A 14,348-nucleotide genomic window follows, 5' to 3' on the forward strand; every position below is an offset into this window, starting at 1 on the left:
CCGGGGACGCGCTCCCGCGCACCGACCCGGCCCGGCCCGGGCGCTCAGCCCGCCCGGCGCCGAGGCCCGAGCCGGGCCCGCTTGTCGGCGAGCATCGCGGACTCCGCGGCGTGCCAGGCCTCGTGCAGCGAGTGCTCGGAGCTGCCGGCGCTGGCCCCCACCGACGCCTCCACCCCGGCGGCGTGCAGGGCGGCGCGCAGGCGGCCCGCCCAGGCGCGGACGCCGTCGCCGCCGGCGTCGGCGGCGATGAGGGCGAACTCGTCGCCGCCCACGCGGGCCACCTTGTCGCAGGGGCGCACGGTGGAGTCCAGGACGCGGGCGGTCAGCGCGAGGAGCTGGTCCCCGGCCTCGTGCCCGCGGCTCTCGTTGAGGGCGGCCAGGCCGTCGAGGTCGACGACGGCGACGGAGCTGCACCGGCCGCTGCGGACGCACCGCTGGGCCTCGGCGTCGAGGGCGCGCTGCCAGCCGCGCCGGTTGAGCAGACCGGTGAGGGCGTCCCGCTCCGCCGCCGCATAGGCGGCGGCGGCGACCTGCGAGCGCTCGTGGGCGAACTCCTCCTTGGCCAGCAGGGTGCTGAGCAGGCGGGCGAACAGCTCCACCAGGGGCAGCTCGCCGGCGATCCGCTCGGGCTGGCGGGAGCCGGCGAAGCCGCACAGGGTGCCGCGCAGGCGGCCCTCCTCGGTGAGCATCGGCACCCCGACGTAGGCACCGACCCGGAAGCGGCGGTCGACGCCGGGCGCACCGAAGGACATCTCGATGCGCGCGTCGGTGGCGACCCGGGGGGCGCTGCCGTCGAGCACCCGGCGGCTGAGGCCGTCCACCCACGGCAGCCGGGTGCCGGGTGGGATGCGGAAGGCGCCGGAGCGGGCGACGCGCACCTCCTGGGAGCCGTCGCGGACCTCGGTCACGGCCCACAGGTCCATCCCGAGGCTGCCCTGGAGGAACTCCAGGACCGCGTCGGCGGCCTCGGTGAACCCCGACCACGGCACCTCGGCCATGTCCGTGAGCACGCGCAGGTCGGGTGTGGAGGACACCCGCGGCCTGGACGTGTCCGCGGGGGCGGAGCCGGCCATGCGATCACCTACCTCGACGTTCACGACGCTGTGAGGTCAGCGAGGTGTTGCTCCCCGATGGTAGGCACGGAGCGTCACTGAACGTCACCCGAACGTCGGTCGGAGGCAACTCCTGCGCCATGAGGGTGAACCCGCGGGGGGCTCAGCGCGAGCCGGGCTCCCCGGCACGCCCGTGCGCCTCGTCGGCGGCGGTGCGGGTGGCCTCCACCACGCGCCCCAGCAGGCCCGCGAACCTCTCCAGCTCCGCCTCGTCGTGGGCGGAGAGGACCTCGCGCACGCGGTCGGCGAGCGGCGTGAAGAAGGACGTGGCCAGGGCCTGCGCCGGGGGCGTCATCCGCAGCCGCACCCGGCGGCGGTCGGACTCGTCCGAGAGGCGCTCGACGTGCCCGGCGCGCTGCAGGCGGTCCACCAGGGCGGTGGTCGCGGAGGTGCTGATCGACAGGGCGCGGGCCAGCTCCCCGGGGGTGACCGAGCCGCCGGTGGCGCTCGCGCGGGAGATGTGGGCCAGGGCGCTGAGGTCGGTCGGGTGCAGGGAGTGGGCGCCGGCGAACACCTGCGCGAAGCGCTGGGCCTCGATGCTGAAGGTCTGCAGCAGCACGAGGAGCAGGTCACGGGTGTCCGGGGGGCCGACGCTGTGCACGCCCCCACTGTGCGGCATCCCCGGTGTTGCCACGGCCCTCACCACCCTTTAGCTTGAACACAGGACTTTCCCATCATCGAACTAATTCGCCACCTGGGGGCCGCCGTGACGTCCTTGCTCACCCGCCTCGTCGGCCGCGCCACCGCCTGGCTGGTCGTCCTGCTCGCCGTCGCCGCCAGCGCGGGCGTCCTCGCCCTCAAGGGCAGCGCGCCCGAGGCCGAGGCCACCGGCGGCCTGCCCGCCTCCGCGGAGTCCAGCCGCGCCGCGGCCCTGGCCGAACGCCTCCCCGCCGCCCGCAGCGAGCCCGCCCTCGTGGTCGTCGAACGCGGCGGGCAGCCCCTCACCGCCGCCGACGAGTCCGCCGTCGCCGAGGCGGCCGCGGGCCTGCGCGACCTCGCCACCGCCGGGCCCGTCACCGGCCCCGTCCTCTCCCCCGACCGCACCGCCGCCCTCGTCACCGTCCCCCTGCCCGGCGGAGCGGGGAACGACGAGGCCACCTCGGCCGCCGTCGACACCCTGCGGGAGCGGCTGCGGGACCTGCCCGGCGGGCTCGACGCCCTCGTCACCGGCCCCGCCGGCTTCTCCACCGACCTCGGCCGCGTCTTCCAGGGCGCCGACGTCACCCTCCTGGCCACCACCGCCGTCGTCGTGGCCGTGCTGCTGCTCCTGACCTACCGCTCCCCCGTGCTGTGGATCGTGCCGCTCGCCGTCGTCGGGCTCGGCGACCAGGTCGCCGCCGCCCTCGTGACGATCCTCGACCGCGCCACCGGGCTCGGCATCGGCCCCTCCACCTCCGGCATCGTGAGCATCCTCGTCTTCGGCGCCGGCACGAACTACGCCCTGCTCCTCATCGCCCGCTACCGGGAGGAGCTGCGCGCCGAGCCGGACCGCCACGAGGCCATGCGCCGCGCCCTGCGCTCCGCCGCGCCCGCGATCGTCGCCAGCGCCGCGACCGTCGCCCTCAGCCTCCTCACGCTCACCGCCGCCGACCTCACCAGCAACCGCAACCTCGGCATCGCCGGCGCCCTCGGCATCGCCACCGCCCTGCTCTTCGGCCTCGCCGTGCTGCCCGCCGCGCTCGTCCTCTTCGGCCGCCGGCTGTTCTGGCCCTTCGTCCCGCACCTCGGCTCCACCGACCCCACCCGCACCGGCGTGTGGGCGCGCGTCGCCCGCGGGGTCGGCCGCCGCCCCGTCGCCGTCAGCGCCGCCTCGCTCCTCGTGCTCGCCGCGCTCGCCACCGGCGCCCTCGGCCAGTCCGTGGGGCTGTCGCAGACGGAGCAGTTCCGCGAGCGCCCGGAGTCCCTGCGCGGGCAGGAGGTGCTGGCGCGGGCGTTCGCCGCCGGCGCCGCCGAGCCCCTCTCGGTCCTCACCACCGTCGCCGACGTCCCCGCCGTGCTCGAGGTCGCCGCCGCCACGGAGGGCATCGCCTCCGCCCGCCCCGGCCCCGCGGCCGGCACCGCCCCCGGCGACGTCGCGCAGGTCCAGGCCGTCCTGGCCGACACCCCCGGCAGCGAGGCCGCCGACGCCACCGTCGCCCGCCTGCGCGAGCGCCTCGACACCGTCGGCCCCGGCGCCCTCGTCGGCGGCACCACCGCCACCACCTACGACACCGCCCGCGCCGCCGAGCGCGACCAGCGCGTCGTCGCCCCCCTCGTCCTGGGGGTCGTGCTGCTCGTCCTCGGGCTGCTGCTGCGCTCCCTGGTAGCGCCGCTCCTGCTGGTCGCGACCGTCGTGGTGTCCTTCGCCGCGGCCCTCGGCGCCAGCCGCTGGATCCTCGAGGGCGTCTTCGGCTTCCCCGCGCTCGACGTGTCCGTGCCGCTGCTGGCGTTCCTGTTCCTCGTCGCCCTCGGCGTGGACTACAACATCTTCCTCACCACCCGCGCCCGGGAGGAGGCGCACACGCTCGGCACCCGCGAGGGCATGGCCGTCGCCCTCGCCGTCACCGGCGGCGTCATCACCAGCGCGGGCGTCCTGCTCGCCGCCGTCTTCACCGTCCTCGGCGTGCTGCCGCTGGTGCTGCTCACCCAGCTCGGCGTCATCGTGGGCGTCGGCGTCCTCCTCGACACCCTCCTCGTGCGCAGCGTCCTGGTGCCCGCGCTCGTCACGCTGCTGGGCCCCCGGACGTGGTGGCCGTCCCGGCTCGCCGCCGCCCCTGCCACGCTGCACCATCGAGGTCCCCGGCCCGCCCCCGTCCCGGCGGTCCCCGGTGGACCGCGCACCGGAGAGGACCCCGCCCCGTGACCAGCACCTCCACCACCAGCACCCCGCTCGTCGCCACCACCGAGCTCGTCGTCCTCCTCGACGCCGACGGCCGGCCCTGCGGCACCGCCCCCAAGGCCGAGGTCCACCACGCCGACACCCCCCTGCACCTCGCCTTCTCGTGCTGGTTCCTCGACGCCCGGGGGCGCACCCTGCTGACCCGGCGCGCGCTGACCAAGCGCACCTGGCCGGGGGTGTGGACGAACAGCGTCTGCGGGCACCCCGGCCCGGACGAGGACCCCGCCGAGGCGGTGCACCGCCGCGCGGCCGACGAGCTGGGCGTGCGGGTCGCGGACGTGCGGCCGCTGCTGCCGGACTTCCGCTACCGCGCGGTCATGGCGGACGGGACGGTGGAGAACGAGGTGTGCCCCGTGTACGGCGCCCGGATGCTCGGCGACGTCGTGGCCGACCCCGCCGAGGTGGAGGACTGGCGCTGGGTCCCGCTGGAGGAGCTGCGCGCGCAGGTGGCGGCCGACCCGTCCCCGTTCAGCCCCTGGATGCTGGAGCAGCTGGCCCTGCTGGAGCTGTGAGGGCAGTCCCCCACCGCCCCACCCGCTCCCGCACCCAGGGCAGGAGCGCCTCGCCCTGCGCCCGCTGGAACTCCCGCACCGTCGGCAGCCCCGGCGGCGCGGGCAGCCGGGAGGTGTGCACGAAGTAGCCCGCCAGCCCGGCCAGCACCGCCGTCACCTCCGCCGGCTCCGCCCGCACCGTGGCCCCGCGCGGCAGCAGCGCCTCCACGTCGTGGCCGCCGTGCAGGTTGACGTTGACGAGCAGCATCAGGGTGTCCAGCCACGCCGCACCCCGGCACGCCCAGGGCCAGTCCACGACGACCACGCCGCCGTCCGGGCGCACGAGCAGGTTGTCCGCGCGCACGTCGCAGTGCACGAGGGCGTCCCCCGCGACGGCCGCCGCCGCCCGCACGCCCAGCTCCCGCAGCTCCGCCAGGTGCGCCGCCGCCCACGGGTCCAGGTCCGCCGGCGGGTCGGCCGCGACGGCGTCCCAGTTCCCGAGGTCCTCCGCGAGGGCGGTCCCGGCGCGCGGCAGGTCCGCCAGGGACGCGGGCAGGGGCTCCGCGGCCAGCGCCTCCAGCGCGGCGAGGACGTGGCCGACCTCGTCCGCGTGCCACGGCGTGTGCGGGTGCCGGCCCTCGACGTCCTCCAGCACGAGCGCCACCCACGTGCCGTCGTCGTAGGAGCCCAGCAGCCGGGGGACGGGCAGCGCGAGCGGTAGCGCCCCGGTGACGTGCACCTCGCGGCGGTGCATGTCGGGGGTGTGCGGGTTCAGCCCGGAGGAGACGGCCTTGACGAACGCCCGGCGCCCGTCCGCGGTCCGCACCCGGTCCGCCGTGCCCGGGGAGAACCCACCCGGCTGGGAGACGGCGGCCACCACCGGTGCACCGAGCACCGCCTCGACCGCCGCCCGCACGTGCCCGGGCAGGTCCGCCCACCCGATCCGCTGCCCCGACGCCCTCGCCACGGTCGCATCCTCCCCGCGCGGAGCCCTTGCGCGCCGCCGGTTTTCCGCGTCCCCGCGGGTGCTGGACGCGCCGGGGGGCCGTGGCTACGGTGCGTTGGCACCCCGGCCGCACACCGCCGTGCGCCGGAACCCCCGGACGAGAAGGGCAGGGTCGCATGACGGCACCCCGCCGGCGGATCCTGGCGCTCGGCGCCGCCGCCGCTCTCAGCACCACCGCGCTCCTCGGCATCAGCGCCCCGGCGCAGGCCCACCCCGACACCTGCGCGGGTGACCACAGCGGCCACGAGCACGACCACGAGGAGTTCTGCTTCACGCAGGAGGAGATCGAGGGGATGGACGACTCGGGGGCGCAGCTCGCGCCCGGCGGGACGGCCTCCTCGGGCAACCTCCGGCTCGTGGCCAACCTCCCCAAGGTGGCGCCCTTCGCCGCCCCCGGCGCCTTCAGCTCCGACCTGACGTTCAAGGACGGCTACGCCTACCAGGGCAACTACGACGGCGTCACCGTCTACGACGTGCGGACCCCCACCGCGCCCCGGGTCGTCTCCGTCATCCACTGCCCCGGCCCCCAGAACGACGTGACGATCTACGACGACGTCCTCGTCCTGTCGGTCGACTCCTCCCGCAGCGACGACAGCTGCACGAGCACGACGGGGAGCGTCGCGGTCGACGGGTCGTGGGAGGGCCTGCGCCTCTACGACATCAGCGACCCGGCCGCGCCGGAGCTGCTCACCACCGTCGAGACGGACTGCGGCTCCCACACCAACACCCTCGTGCCGGACCCGGCGAACCGCCGCGGCCTGATCTACGTCTCCTCCTACGGGCCGAGCCCCACCGCGGTCGACTGCCGGCCCCCGCACGACAAGATCTCCATCGTCGAGATCCCCGACGCCGCACCCGCCGCGGCGAAGGTCATCGCCGAGCCCGTGCTCTTCCCGGACGGCGGCTTCCCCGGCGAGGGCGAGACGCGCCGCGCGACCGCCGGCTGCCACGACATCACCGCCTACCCCGCCAAGGGCATCGCGGCGGGCGCCTGCATGGGCGAGGGCGTGCTGCTCGACATCCGCAACCCCGCCGAGCCGAAGGTGCTCGACACCGTCCGGGACCCGAACTTCGCCTTCTGGCACTCGGCGACCTTCGACGACGAGGCCGACAGCGTCGTCTTCACCGACGAGCTCGGCGGCGGCGGTCAGCCGACCTGCAACCCGACCGTCGGGCCGCAGCGCGGGGCCAACGCGATCTACCGCATCGAGCAGACCCCCACCGGCCCGGAGCTGCGCTTCGCGTCCTACTTCAAGATCCCCCGCACGCAGCACAACACCGAGAACTGCGTCGCGCACAACGGCTCCCTCATCCCCCTCGCCGGCCGCGACGTCATGGTGCAGTCCTGGTACCAGGGCGGGATCTCCGTGATGGACTTCACGGACCCGGCCAACCCGCGCGAGCTGGCCTGGTTCGACCGCGGCCCCCTGCCCCCGGGCGCCGACGGCAAGCCGGTCGTCGGCGGGTCGTGGTCGGCCTACTGGTACAACGGGTACATCTTCTCCAGCGACATCCAGAAGGGGCTGGACGTGCTGGAGCTGTCGGAGCGCTCGATCACCGCGCAGTTGCGGCCGAGCCCGTCGACGCTCAACGTGCAGTCCCAGGTGCCGATCGCGAAGAAGCGCTGACGGCCTGACGCGACAGGGCCCGCCCCGCCTCCCGGCAGGGCGGGCTCTGCGTCATCGGGGCGGGCACGGAGGAGGACTACGGGGCCCGTCCCCGGGCGGGCCCGCCCGCGAGACGAAAGGATCGGCACCGAACTGCCGATCGACCTGAGGTGGCGCGGCGTCCGCCGGCCCACCTCGACCCACGGAAGGGGGACGGCGTGCCGACGGGGCCGACCATCGCCGTGCTGTCCCCCATCACCGGCGGCTTCTACTTCGGCGGCCTCCTCGCCGGGATCACCCGGGAGGTCACGGCCGCGGGTGGGCGGGTCCTGCTGGTGCAGACCCTCGACGCGGGCCTCAGCGGCAACGAGGTGCTCGGCGCCCCCGACTTCGGCACCCCCACCGGCTGGGACCTCGCCGACGGGTTCGTGTCCCTCGCGGCGTCCACCCAGCGCGTCTACCTGGAGCGGCTGCTCACCGTCGGCAAGCCCGTCGTGCTCGCCGGCAACCGGGTCGACGGGCTGCCCGTGCGCTCCGCGATGCCCGACAACGCCGGCGGGGTGCAGGCCGCGGTCGACCACCTCGTCCGCGTCCACGGGCACACCCGCATCGCCTTCGCCGGCAACCTGGCCCAGACCGACATGCAGGAGCGGCACACCGCGTTCGGGGAGGCGATGCGCGCGCACGGCCTGGAGCCGGACCCCGCGCTGTTCTTCCCCGCACCCGACAACGCCGAGGCCGGTGGGCGGGTCGTCGCCGAGCGCATGCTCACCCGCGGGCTGCCCGCGACCGCCGTCGTCGCCGCCACGGACCGCAACGCCCTGGGCATCGTCGAGGAGCTGCGCGAGGTCGGGCTGTCGGTGCCCGGCGACCTCGCCGTGGTCGGCTTCGACGACGTCGAGCGGTGGTCGAGGACCCGCCCGGTGCTCACGACGGTCAACCAGCAGTTCGACCGGGTCGGGGCGCTCGGCGCCCGCCTGCTGCTGGCGGAGCTGCGCGGGGAGGCGGTGCCCGGCGGTCGGCACACCTCCCCCGCCGACCTCGTGCCGCGCACCTCCTGCGGCTGCTCCCGGCAGGCACCGGCAGCGGCACCGGCGACCCCGCCCGGCCGGGAGGAGCTGGAGCGCTCGCTGCACGCGGCGCTGCTGCCCGACCCGGACGTGCCGGGCTCCGGCACGACCCTGCGCGCCCTGGCGGACCTCCTCGCCGGTGCCGTGGAGGACGTCGCCACGGGCGGTGGGGAGGTTCCCGAGACGGACCTGGGCCGCCTCGGCGAGCTGCTGCGCACGCTGCGCCCGTCGCCGGAGTCCCTGCACCGCGTCACCACCGCCCTGGGCGCGTTCGTGTCCTCGGCCGTCGGGCGCCTGCGGCCCCCGGGGTCCGAGGCACCGGACCCCGCGGTGGAGGAGGCGACGCGCGACCGGATCATCCGCTGCCACAACCGCCTGGTGAGCGCCCTCTGGCTGCCGCACACCCAGGACCTGCTCGACGTGGCCGTGGCGCAGGAGAAGATCATCGCCGAGCAGTACCAGGTCAGCATGAGCCTGCTCGACCGCGACGGCACGGACCCGCGCTCGCTGGCGTGGATGGCCTCCACCCACGTGGAGCTGGGCTGCCTGGCGCTGTGGGACGGCGACGCCGGCAGCGGGCGCCTGCGCATCGTGGGTGTGCACGACCTGCGCGGCGGGCTCGGCCCGGCGCTGCTGGGCACGGGCACCACCGTGACGAGCTTCCCCCCGCAGCAGGTGCTGGAGCGCGCCGACGCGGCGGCGGGGCAGGTGACGTACGTCATCCCCGTCCGGGCGCGCGGCTCGGACTGGGGCCTGCTGGCCGTCGTCGGCCACATCGACGCGCGCTCCCTGGATGCCCGCGCCACCTACAACCACTGGGCGGCGCTGCTGACCGTGGCGTTCGAGCAGGAGAGGCTGCTCGCGGCGCTGCGCACCAGCGAGGAGCACCTGCGCCGGCGGGCGCTGCACGACGCCGTGACGGGCCTGCCGAACCGCACGCTGTTCCTGGAGCGGCTCACGCAGGTCCTCGACGGGGACGGCACCCACCCGCCGCGGGAGTTCGCCGTCCTCTTCCTGGACCTGGACGGCTTCAAGCAGGTCAACGACACCCGGGGCCACCACGCGGGCGACCAGCTCCTCGTGACGATCGCGGAACGCCTGCTGGGCACGATCCGCAGCGGGGACACCGCCGCGCGCTTCGGCGGCGACGAGTTCGCGGTGCTGCTGGAGGCGCCCGTGGGTGACGTGCTGCCGGTCGTGGAGCGGATGCAGCGCGCCATCGCCGTGCCCGTGGACCTCGACGGCCGGCAGGCGGTGGTCACGGCCAGCGTCGGGATCGCGGTGCGGCGCAGGGGGGCCGCGACCGCCGAGCAGGTCCTGCGGGACGCCGACGCCGCGATGTACCGGGCCAAGTCGACCCGGCGCGGCTCCTGGGTCCTCGACGACGGGGGCGCACGGGTGCCCCTGAACCGCCGCAGGAGCTGACGGGACGCACGCGGGGGCGGCACCGTCGCCGGTGCCGCCCCCGCCCTGCCGTCACTTGGGGGGCTGGACGTCCCCGCGCCAGGCACCGGTCTCGGCGCCGCGCTCCTCGATGAAGGACTTGAAGCGCTTGAGGTCCGCCTTGATCTGGCGGTCGTCCGCGCCGAGGGCCGCGCCGGCCTTCTCGACGAGGCTCTCGGCCTCCCAGTCGAGCTGGACGGTGACCTTGGTCTTGTCGTCGCTGAGGCGGTGGAAGGTCACGACACCGGCGTGGTCCTTGCCGTCCACGCTCTTCCACGCGACGCGCTCGTCGGGGTGCTGCTCGGTGATCTCCGCGTCGAACTCGCGCTCGACCCCGGCCACCTTGGTCTTCCAGTGCGTGAGGGTCTCGTTGACCTGCTGCACGCTCTCGACGCCGCCCATGAAATTGGGGAACGACTCGAACTGGGTCCACTGGTTGTAGGCGGTGCGGACGGGGACGTCCACATCGATGGTCTCGATGACGCTGGGCATGGCGTCTCCTCTCGTTCCGGTCTGATCGGGTCCAGGGGGGCGCCGCGGCCCCGCCCTGCAGCTCACCTACCCGGCTCCCCGCGATCCATGCACGGATCCGCGCACCCGCGCCCGGATGTGGCGCAGGTCTCCCACCGCGACGGTACGGGGGCCCGTGCACATGATGGGACGCATGCACAGAACGCCCCCGGGCCAGCCCGCACCGGATCCGCGCCGCCGGCGGGTGCGGCCGGACCGGGACCTCCCACCCGGGCGGGAGGTGCCGGGCGCACCCCCCGCGGCCCGCCCGGTGGTCGTCGCGTACCGGCTGCTGGTCGTCGCCCTCGTGCTGCTGGGGATGGTGTGGATCGACACCGGCCCGGACCTCGCCGGCCTGGACGAGCGGATGATCTACTTCACGCTGCAGAGCAACCTGCTGCTCGCGGTGGTCCTCGCGTGGGCCGTGGCGGCCGAGCTGCGCGGCGTGCGGCCGCCGCCGGCGTGGCTCAAGGGCGGGGCGGCGGTGTTCGTCACCATCACCGGCGTGGTCTACAACGCGCTGCTCAACCCCGGCGGCGGGGAGGGCGCGTTCCTGCTGCTGCAGGGCCGCGTGCAGAACGACCTGCTGCACGTCGTCGTGCCGCTGCTCGCGGTGGTCGACGTGCTGCTGTGGGACCGGCACGGGCGCCTGCGGTGGAACCACGCCGCGCTGTGGCTGCTGTACCCGCTGGGGTACCTGGTGTTCGTGCTGCTGCGCGGGGCGTTCTCCGACGGCACGCCGCGCTACCCGTACGCCTTCGTGGACGTCGAGCGCTCGGGCTACGAGGGGGTCGCGGTGAACGCGGTGGTGCTGACCGGCGCGTTCTGGCTGCTGGGGCTGCTCTACGTGGGGGCCGACCACCTGCTGGCGCGGGTGGACCGGCGGCGCAGGCCGGCCCGGACGGCGTAGCCGGCCACCTCCCCGGGCGCGCTCCCCCCTCCCCGCCCGGCCAGGAGACGTCAAGCCCCGCGCCGTCGGCGCCGATGCTCCGGGGAGGACCTCGCACCGGTGGTCCGGGACCCGGGGAGGTGGAGTGGAGCACGTCGCCGTCGTCGTCTACGGCCTGACCGCGCTGATCGGCCTGCTCACCGCCTCCCTGATGTGGCGCCGCCGCGCGGACAGCCCGCTCGTGCGTCCCCTGGTGCTCATGCTCGCGGGCGTCGTCCACTGGTCCACGCCCGCAGCGGTGGCCGCCGGGACGGCCGACCCGGACCTGGAGCCGCTGCTGCTGGCGGCCGTCTACCCGGGGATCGGGGCGGTCGTCGCGGGCACGCTCTGGTACGCGCTGATCCTGTCCGGCCGGCGCACGACCCTGTCCCGGCGCCTGGTGCTGCTGCTGGTCGCCGAGCCCCTGCTGGTGACGGTCGCGGCGCTCACGGACCCCTGGCACGGGCTGCTGCACGGGGCGAACACCTTCGCCGCGGACGCCCAGGCGGTGCGGATGGGCCCGCTGTTCTGGGTGCACACCGCCTACAGCTACGCCGTCCTCGGCGCCGCGGCGTGGCTGATCTTGCAGGCGATGCTGGGCAGCGTGGCCGCCCACCGGCGCCGCCACGCCATCGCGCTGGCGGCGATGTTCGTGCCGACCCTCGGCAACGTCATCGCCCTGAGCACGGACCTGTGGTCCCGCTTCGCGCTGGACCCCACGACGCCCTGCCTGCTGGTCAGCGCGGCGACGTGGTGGTGGGTGCACAGCTACGACCCCGATGCGCACCTGCTGCCCGTGGCGCACCGGCAGGTCCTGGACGCCCTGGGGGACGCGGTGGTGGTGCTGGACGCCACCGGCCGCGTCCTGGAGTCGAACCCGGCGGCGGCGGTGCTGCTGGGCGGGGCGACCGCGGGCCGCCCGTGGCGCGAGGTGGTCGACCCGGCGGTGGCGGACGCCGTCGGCCTCGGGGCGGGCACGGCCCTGGTGCCGCTGCCCGGTGGGACGGTCCTCGACGTGCGGGTGCAGGCGCTGCAGCCCGGCACCGGCGCGGCGGGCGGCTGGGTGGTGGTCGCGCGGGACGTGACGGAGCTGGAGGCGCTGCGCGCCCGGCTGGCCGAGCAGGCCTCCCGCGACGGGCTCACCGGCCTGCACAACCGCCGGCACCTGGACTCGACGCTGCCGCTGCTCGTGGAGGGGGCGGACCGCACGGGCTCCGCGCTGGCGGTGGCCGTCGTGGACGTGGACCACTTCAAGGCCGTGAACGACACCCACGGGCACGCCGTGGGCGACGAGGTCCTGCGGCACGTCGCCTCGCTGCTGGCGGGCGGTGTCCGCCCGGAGGACACCGTCGCCCGCTCGGGCGGGGAGGAGTTCGTGCTGGTGCTGGCGGAGGCCGACGGCCGGACGGCGGCCGCGCGCGTGGAGGAGCTGCGCGCCCGGTGCGCAGCCGCCCCGGTGGTCACGTCGGCGGGCCCGGTGCGCGTGACGTTCAGCGCGGGCGTGGCGCAGCTCGGGCGCGGCGGGAGCGCGGAGCTGGCCCTGCGCCTGGCGGACGAGGCGCTCTACGAGGCCAAGCGCCGCGGCCGCGACCGCGTCGTGCTGGGCCGCCCGGCGGAGGCCGGGGAGCGGCGCGCCCTCACGGGCCCCGCCGCCTGCTGACCGCTCCCCGGCGGGCGGGGCGGCACGGGGCGGCACGGGGCGGGGCCGTCGGCCCGGCGACCCGCCGACCGCGGACCCGGCTGGGAGGATGTGCCGGCGCGGCGGGACCGCCACGCGGGACGAGGGGAGCTGGGCGCCGATGCACGTGTCCGCCAAGGCCGACTACGCCGTGCGGGCAGCGGTGGAGCTGGCGCGTGCCCCCGAGGGACCGGTGACCGCCGAGACCCTGGCGCGGGCGCAGTGCATCCCCCGGCAGTGGCTGGAGACGATCCTGCGGGACCTTCGCCGGGCCGGCGTCGTGCGCAGCCAGCGCGGCCCCGCGGGGGGGCACTGGCTGGCACGGCCCCCCGAGGAGGTGACGGTCGCGGACGTGATGCGGGCGGTGGACGGCCCGCTGGCCTCCGTCCGCGGGGACCGGCCGGAGAACCTGGCCTACGAGGGGCTCGCCGTGCCGTTGCAGCAGGTGTGGATCGCCCTGCGGGCCAACCTGCGGGCGGTGCTGGAGGTCGTGACCCTCGCCGACATCGCCGACGACCGGCTGCCGGCCCCGGTGCTGGAGCTCGCGGCGGACCCGGAGGCCTGGACGACGCGCTGAGGAGGGGGCGGTCCCGCGCGTCGCGGCCCGCCCCCGCCCGCCCGTCTCAGGAGGTGGACCAGCGCGCCACGAGGGAGTCGTGCAGCGCGTCGACCTGCCCGTCCACGGCCCGGCGCGCCGGGTCGCCGTCGTACCACTCCACGATCTCCCGGGCACCGCGCCAGAACGGCACCGTCGCCGTGTAGCCCGGCACCAGCGCCTTCACCTTGGAGTTGTCGAACACCATCGAGTGCGCCTTGTCCCCGAGCAGGCCCGCCCCCGTCCCCGGGTCGGCCGCCGCGATGGCCTCGGAGGGCACGTGCACGAGGCGCGGGTCGTCCACGCCCGCGGCGGCGGCCAGGTCCAGCGCGATGCGGTTCCACGTCAGCGCCTCGTCGGAGGTGATGTGGAACGCCTCCCCGACGGCGGCGGGGTGGCCGAGGAGTCCCGTGAACGCCTTCGCGAAGTCGGTGTGGTGCGTCAGCGTCCACAGCGACGTGCCGTCCCCGTGGATCACGACCGGCTTGCCGCGGCGCATCCGCTCCACGACGGTCCACCCGCCCTCCAGGGGCACCAGGGTGCGGTCGTAGGTGTGGGAGGGGCGCACGATCGTGGCGGGGAACCCCTCGTCGCGGTAGGCGCGCACCAGCAGGTCCTCGCACGCGATCTTGTCGCGGGAGTACTGCCAGAACGGGTTGCGCAGCGGCGTGGACTCCACCACGGGCAGGCGCGCGGGCGGCGTCTGGTACGCCGAGGCGGAGGAGATGAACACGTACTGCCCGGTGCGGCCGCGGAACAGCTCCACGTCCGAGGCGACGTGCTCGGGGGTGAACGCCACGAACTCCGCGACCGCGTCGAACTCCTCGTCCCCGAGCGCCCCGCGCACCGAGGCGGGGTCGCGCACGTCGGCGTGCAGGACCCGGGCGCCCTGCGGTGCGGGGCGGGTGGTGCTGCCCCCGCGGTTGAGGATGGTCAGGTCGATCCCGGAGTCCACGGCGCGCTGCGAGCACGCCGAGCTGATGATCCCCGTCCCACCGATGAACAGCACCTTCGGCCTCGTCATCGCCCC

12 protein-coding genes are annotated in these 14,348 nt (G+C 75.9%); 7 read left to right on the forward strand and 5 right to left on the reverse strand.

Annotated features, from left to right (window positions below; all coding sequences use genetic code 11):
• Positions 1-44: 44 nt before the first annotated feature.
• Positions 45-1,073 carry a GGDEF domain-containing protein gene (locus ACYQBY_RS17830; RefSeq protein ID WP_459645230.1) on the reverse strand — a complete coding sequence of 343 codons (1,029 nt, stop codon included), beginning with the start codon at positions 1,071-1,073 and terminating at the stop codon, positions 45-47.
• A 142-nt stretch (positions 1,074-1,215) separates the two neighbouring features.
• Positions 1,216-1,713, reverse strand: a complete 498-nt coding sequence (locus ACYQBY_RS17835) for a MarR family winged helix-turn-helix transcriptional regulator (protein ID WP_459645231.1) — start codon at positions 1,711-1,713, stop codon at positions 1,216-1,218.
• Between the two features lie 105 nt (positions 1,714-1,818).
• Here ACYQBY_RS17835 and ACYQBY_RS17840 point away from each other — a divergent pair, with 105 nt between their 5' ends.
• On the forward strand, positions 1,819-3,954 hold the full coding sequence (locus ACYQBY_RS17840; RefSeq protein ID WP_459645232.1) for an MMPL family transporter: 2,136 nt from the start codon (positions 1,819-1,821) through the stop codon (positions 3,952-3,954).
• Positions 3,951-4,502 (forward strand): isopentenyl-diphosphate Delta-isomerase, encoded by a 552-nt coding sequence (gene idi / locus ACYQBY_RS17845; RefSeq protein ID WP_459645233.1) that lies wholly within the window; start codon positions 3,951-3,953, stop codon positions 4,500-4,502. Before ACYQBY_RS17840 ends, idi begins: the two co-directional genes overlap by 4 nt.
• Here idi and ACYQBY_RS17850 read toward each other — a convergent pair.
• A complete protein-coding gene (locus ACYQBY_RS17850; RefSeq protein WP_459645234.1) occupies positions 4,459-5,448 on the reverse strand; it encodes a phosphotransferase in 990 nt (329 codons plus the stop codon). The two genes, idi and ACYQBY_RS17850, sit on opposite strands and share 44 nt — an antisense overlap.
• A 155-nt stretch (positions 5,449-5,603) precedes the next feature.
• Between ACYQBY_RS17850 and ACYQBY_RS17855 the strand changes: the two genes are divergently transcribed.
• Both ACYQBY_RS17855 and ACYQBY_RS17860 read left to right on the forward strand, forming a co-directional pair.
• A complete protein-coding gene (locus ACYQBY_RS17855) occupies positions 5,604-7,115 on the forward strand; it encodes an LVIVD repeat-containing protein (protein ID WP_459645235.1) in 1,512 nt (503 codons plus the stop codon).
• A gap of 197 nt (positions 7,116-7,312) precedes the next feature.
• Positions 7,313-9,589 (forward strand): diguanylate cyclase domain-containing protein, encoded by a 2,277-nt coding sequence (locus ACYQBY_RS17860; RefSeq protein ID WP_459645236.1) that lies wholly within the window; start codon positions 7,313-7,315, stop codon positions 9,587-9,589.
• 51 nt (positions 9,590-9,640) lie between these two features.
• Here the strand turns inward: ACYQBY_RS17860 and ACYQBY_RS17865 are convergent, their stop codons facing one another.
• The gene (locus ACYQBY_RS17865; protein ID WP_459645237.1) at positions 9,641-10,099 is read right to left on the reverse strand and encodes an SRPBCC family protein; all 459 of its coding nucleotides are present in this window, start codon (positions 10,097-10,099) and stop codon (positions 9,641-9,643) included.
• A 172-nt stretch (positions 10,100-10,271) separates the two neighbouring features.
• Here ACYQBY_RS17865 and ACYQBY_RS17870 point away from each other — a divergent pair, with 172 nt between their 5' ends.
• From ACYQBY_RS17870 to ACYQBY_RS17880, 3 genes are all read left to right on the forward strand, one after another.
• On the forward strand, positions 10,272-11,027 hold the full coding sequence (locus ACYQBY_RS17870) for a Pr6Pr family membrane protein (protein WP_459645238.1): 756 nt from the start codon (positions 10,272-10,274) through the stop codon (positions 11,025-11,027).
• Between the two features lie 124 nt (positions 11,028-11,151).
• Positions 11,152-12,705: a histidine kinase N-terminal 7TM domain-containing diguanylate cyclase gene (locus tag ACYQBY_RS17875; protein ID WP_459645239.1), complete on the forward strand. Its 1,554-nt coding sequence runs from the start codon at positions 11,152-11,154 to the stop codon at positions 12,703-12,705.
• Positions 12,706-12,844: 139 nt separating this feature from the next.
• Entirely contained in the window at positions 12,845-13,300 is a 456-nt protein-coding gene (locus ACYQBY_RS17880; RefSeq protein ID WP_459645240.1) for an RrF2 family transcriptional regulator, read from the forward strand.
• A gap of 46 nt (positions 13,301-13,346) precedes the next feature.
• Here the strand turns inward: ACYQBY_RS17880 and ACYQBY_RS17885 are convergent, their stop codons facing one another.
• The gene (locus ACYQBY_RS17885; protein ID WP_459645241.1) at positions 13,347-14,342 is read right to left on the reverse strand and encodes an NAD-dependent epimerase/dehydratase family protein; all 996 of its coding nucleotides are present in this window, start codon (positions 14,340-14,342) and stop codon (positions 13,347-13,349) included.
• Positions 14,343-14,348: the final 6 nt, after the last annotated feature.

The organism is Kineococcus anabasis (genome assembly GCF_054590795.1).

Coding starts and splice junctions, on each gene's coding strand:
- ACYQBY_RS17885 (WP_459645241.1), bottom strand. CDS start 14,342: ATGACGAGGCCGAAGGTGCTGTTCATCGGTGGGACGGGGATCATCAGC.
- ACYQBY_RS17855 (WP_459645235.1), top strand. CDS start 5,604: ATGACGGCACCCCGCCGGCGGATCCTGGCGCTCGGCGCCGCCGCCGCT.
- ACYQBY_RS17865 (WP_459645237.1), bottom strand. CDS start 10,099: ATGCCCAGCGTCATCGAGACCATCGATGTGGACGTCCCCGTCCGCACC.
- ACYQBY_RS17870 (WP_459645238.1), top strand. CDS start 10,272: ATGCACAGAACGCCCCCGGGCCAGCCCGCACCGGATCCGCGCCGCCGG.
- ACYQBY_RS17880 (WP_459645240.1), top strand. CDS start 12,845: ATGCACGTGTCCGCCAAGGCCGACTACGCCGTGCGGGCAGCGGTGGAG.
- ACYQBY_RS17830 (WP_459645230.1), bottom strand. CDS start 1,073: ATGGCCGGCTCCGCCCCCGCGGACACGTCCAGGCCGCGGGTGTCCTCC.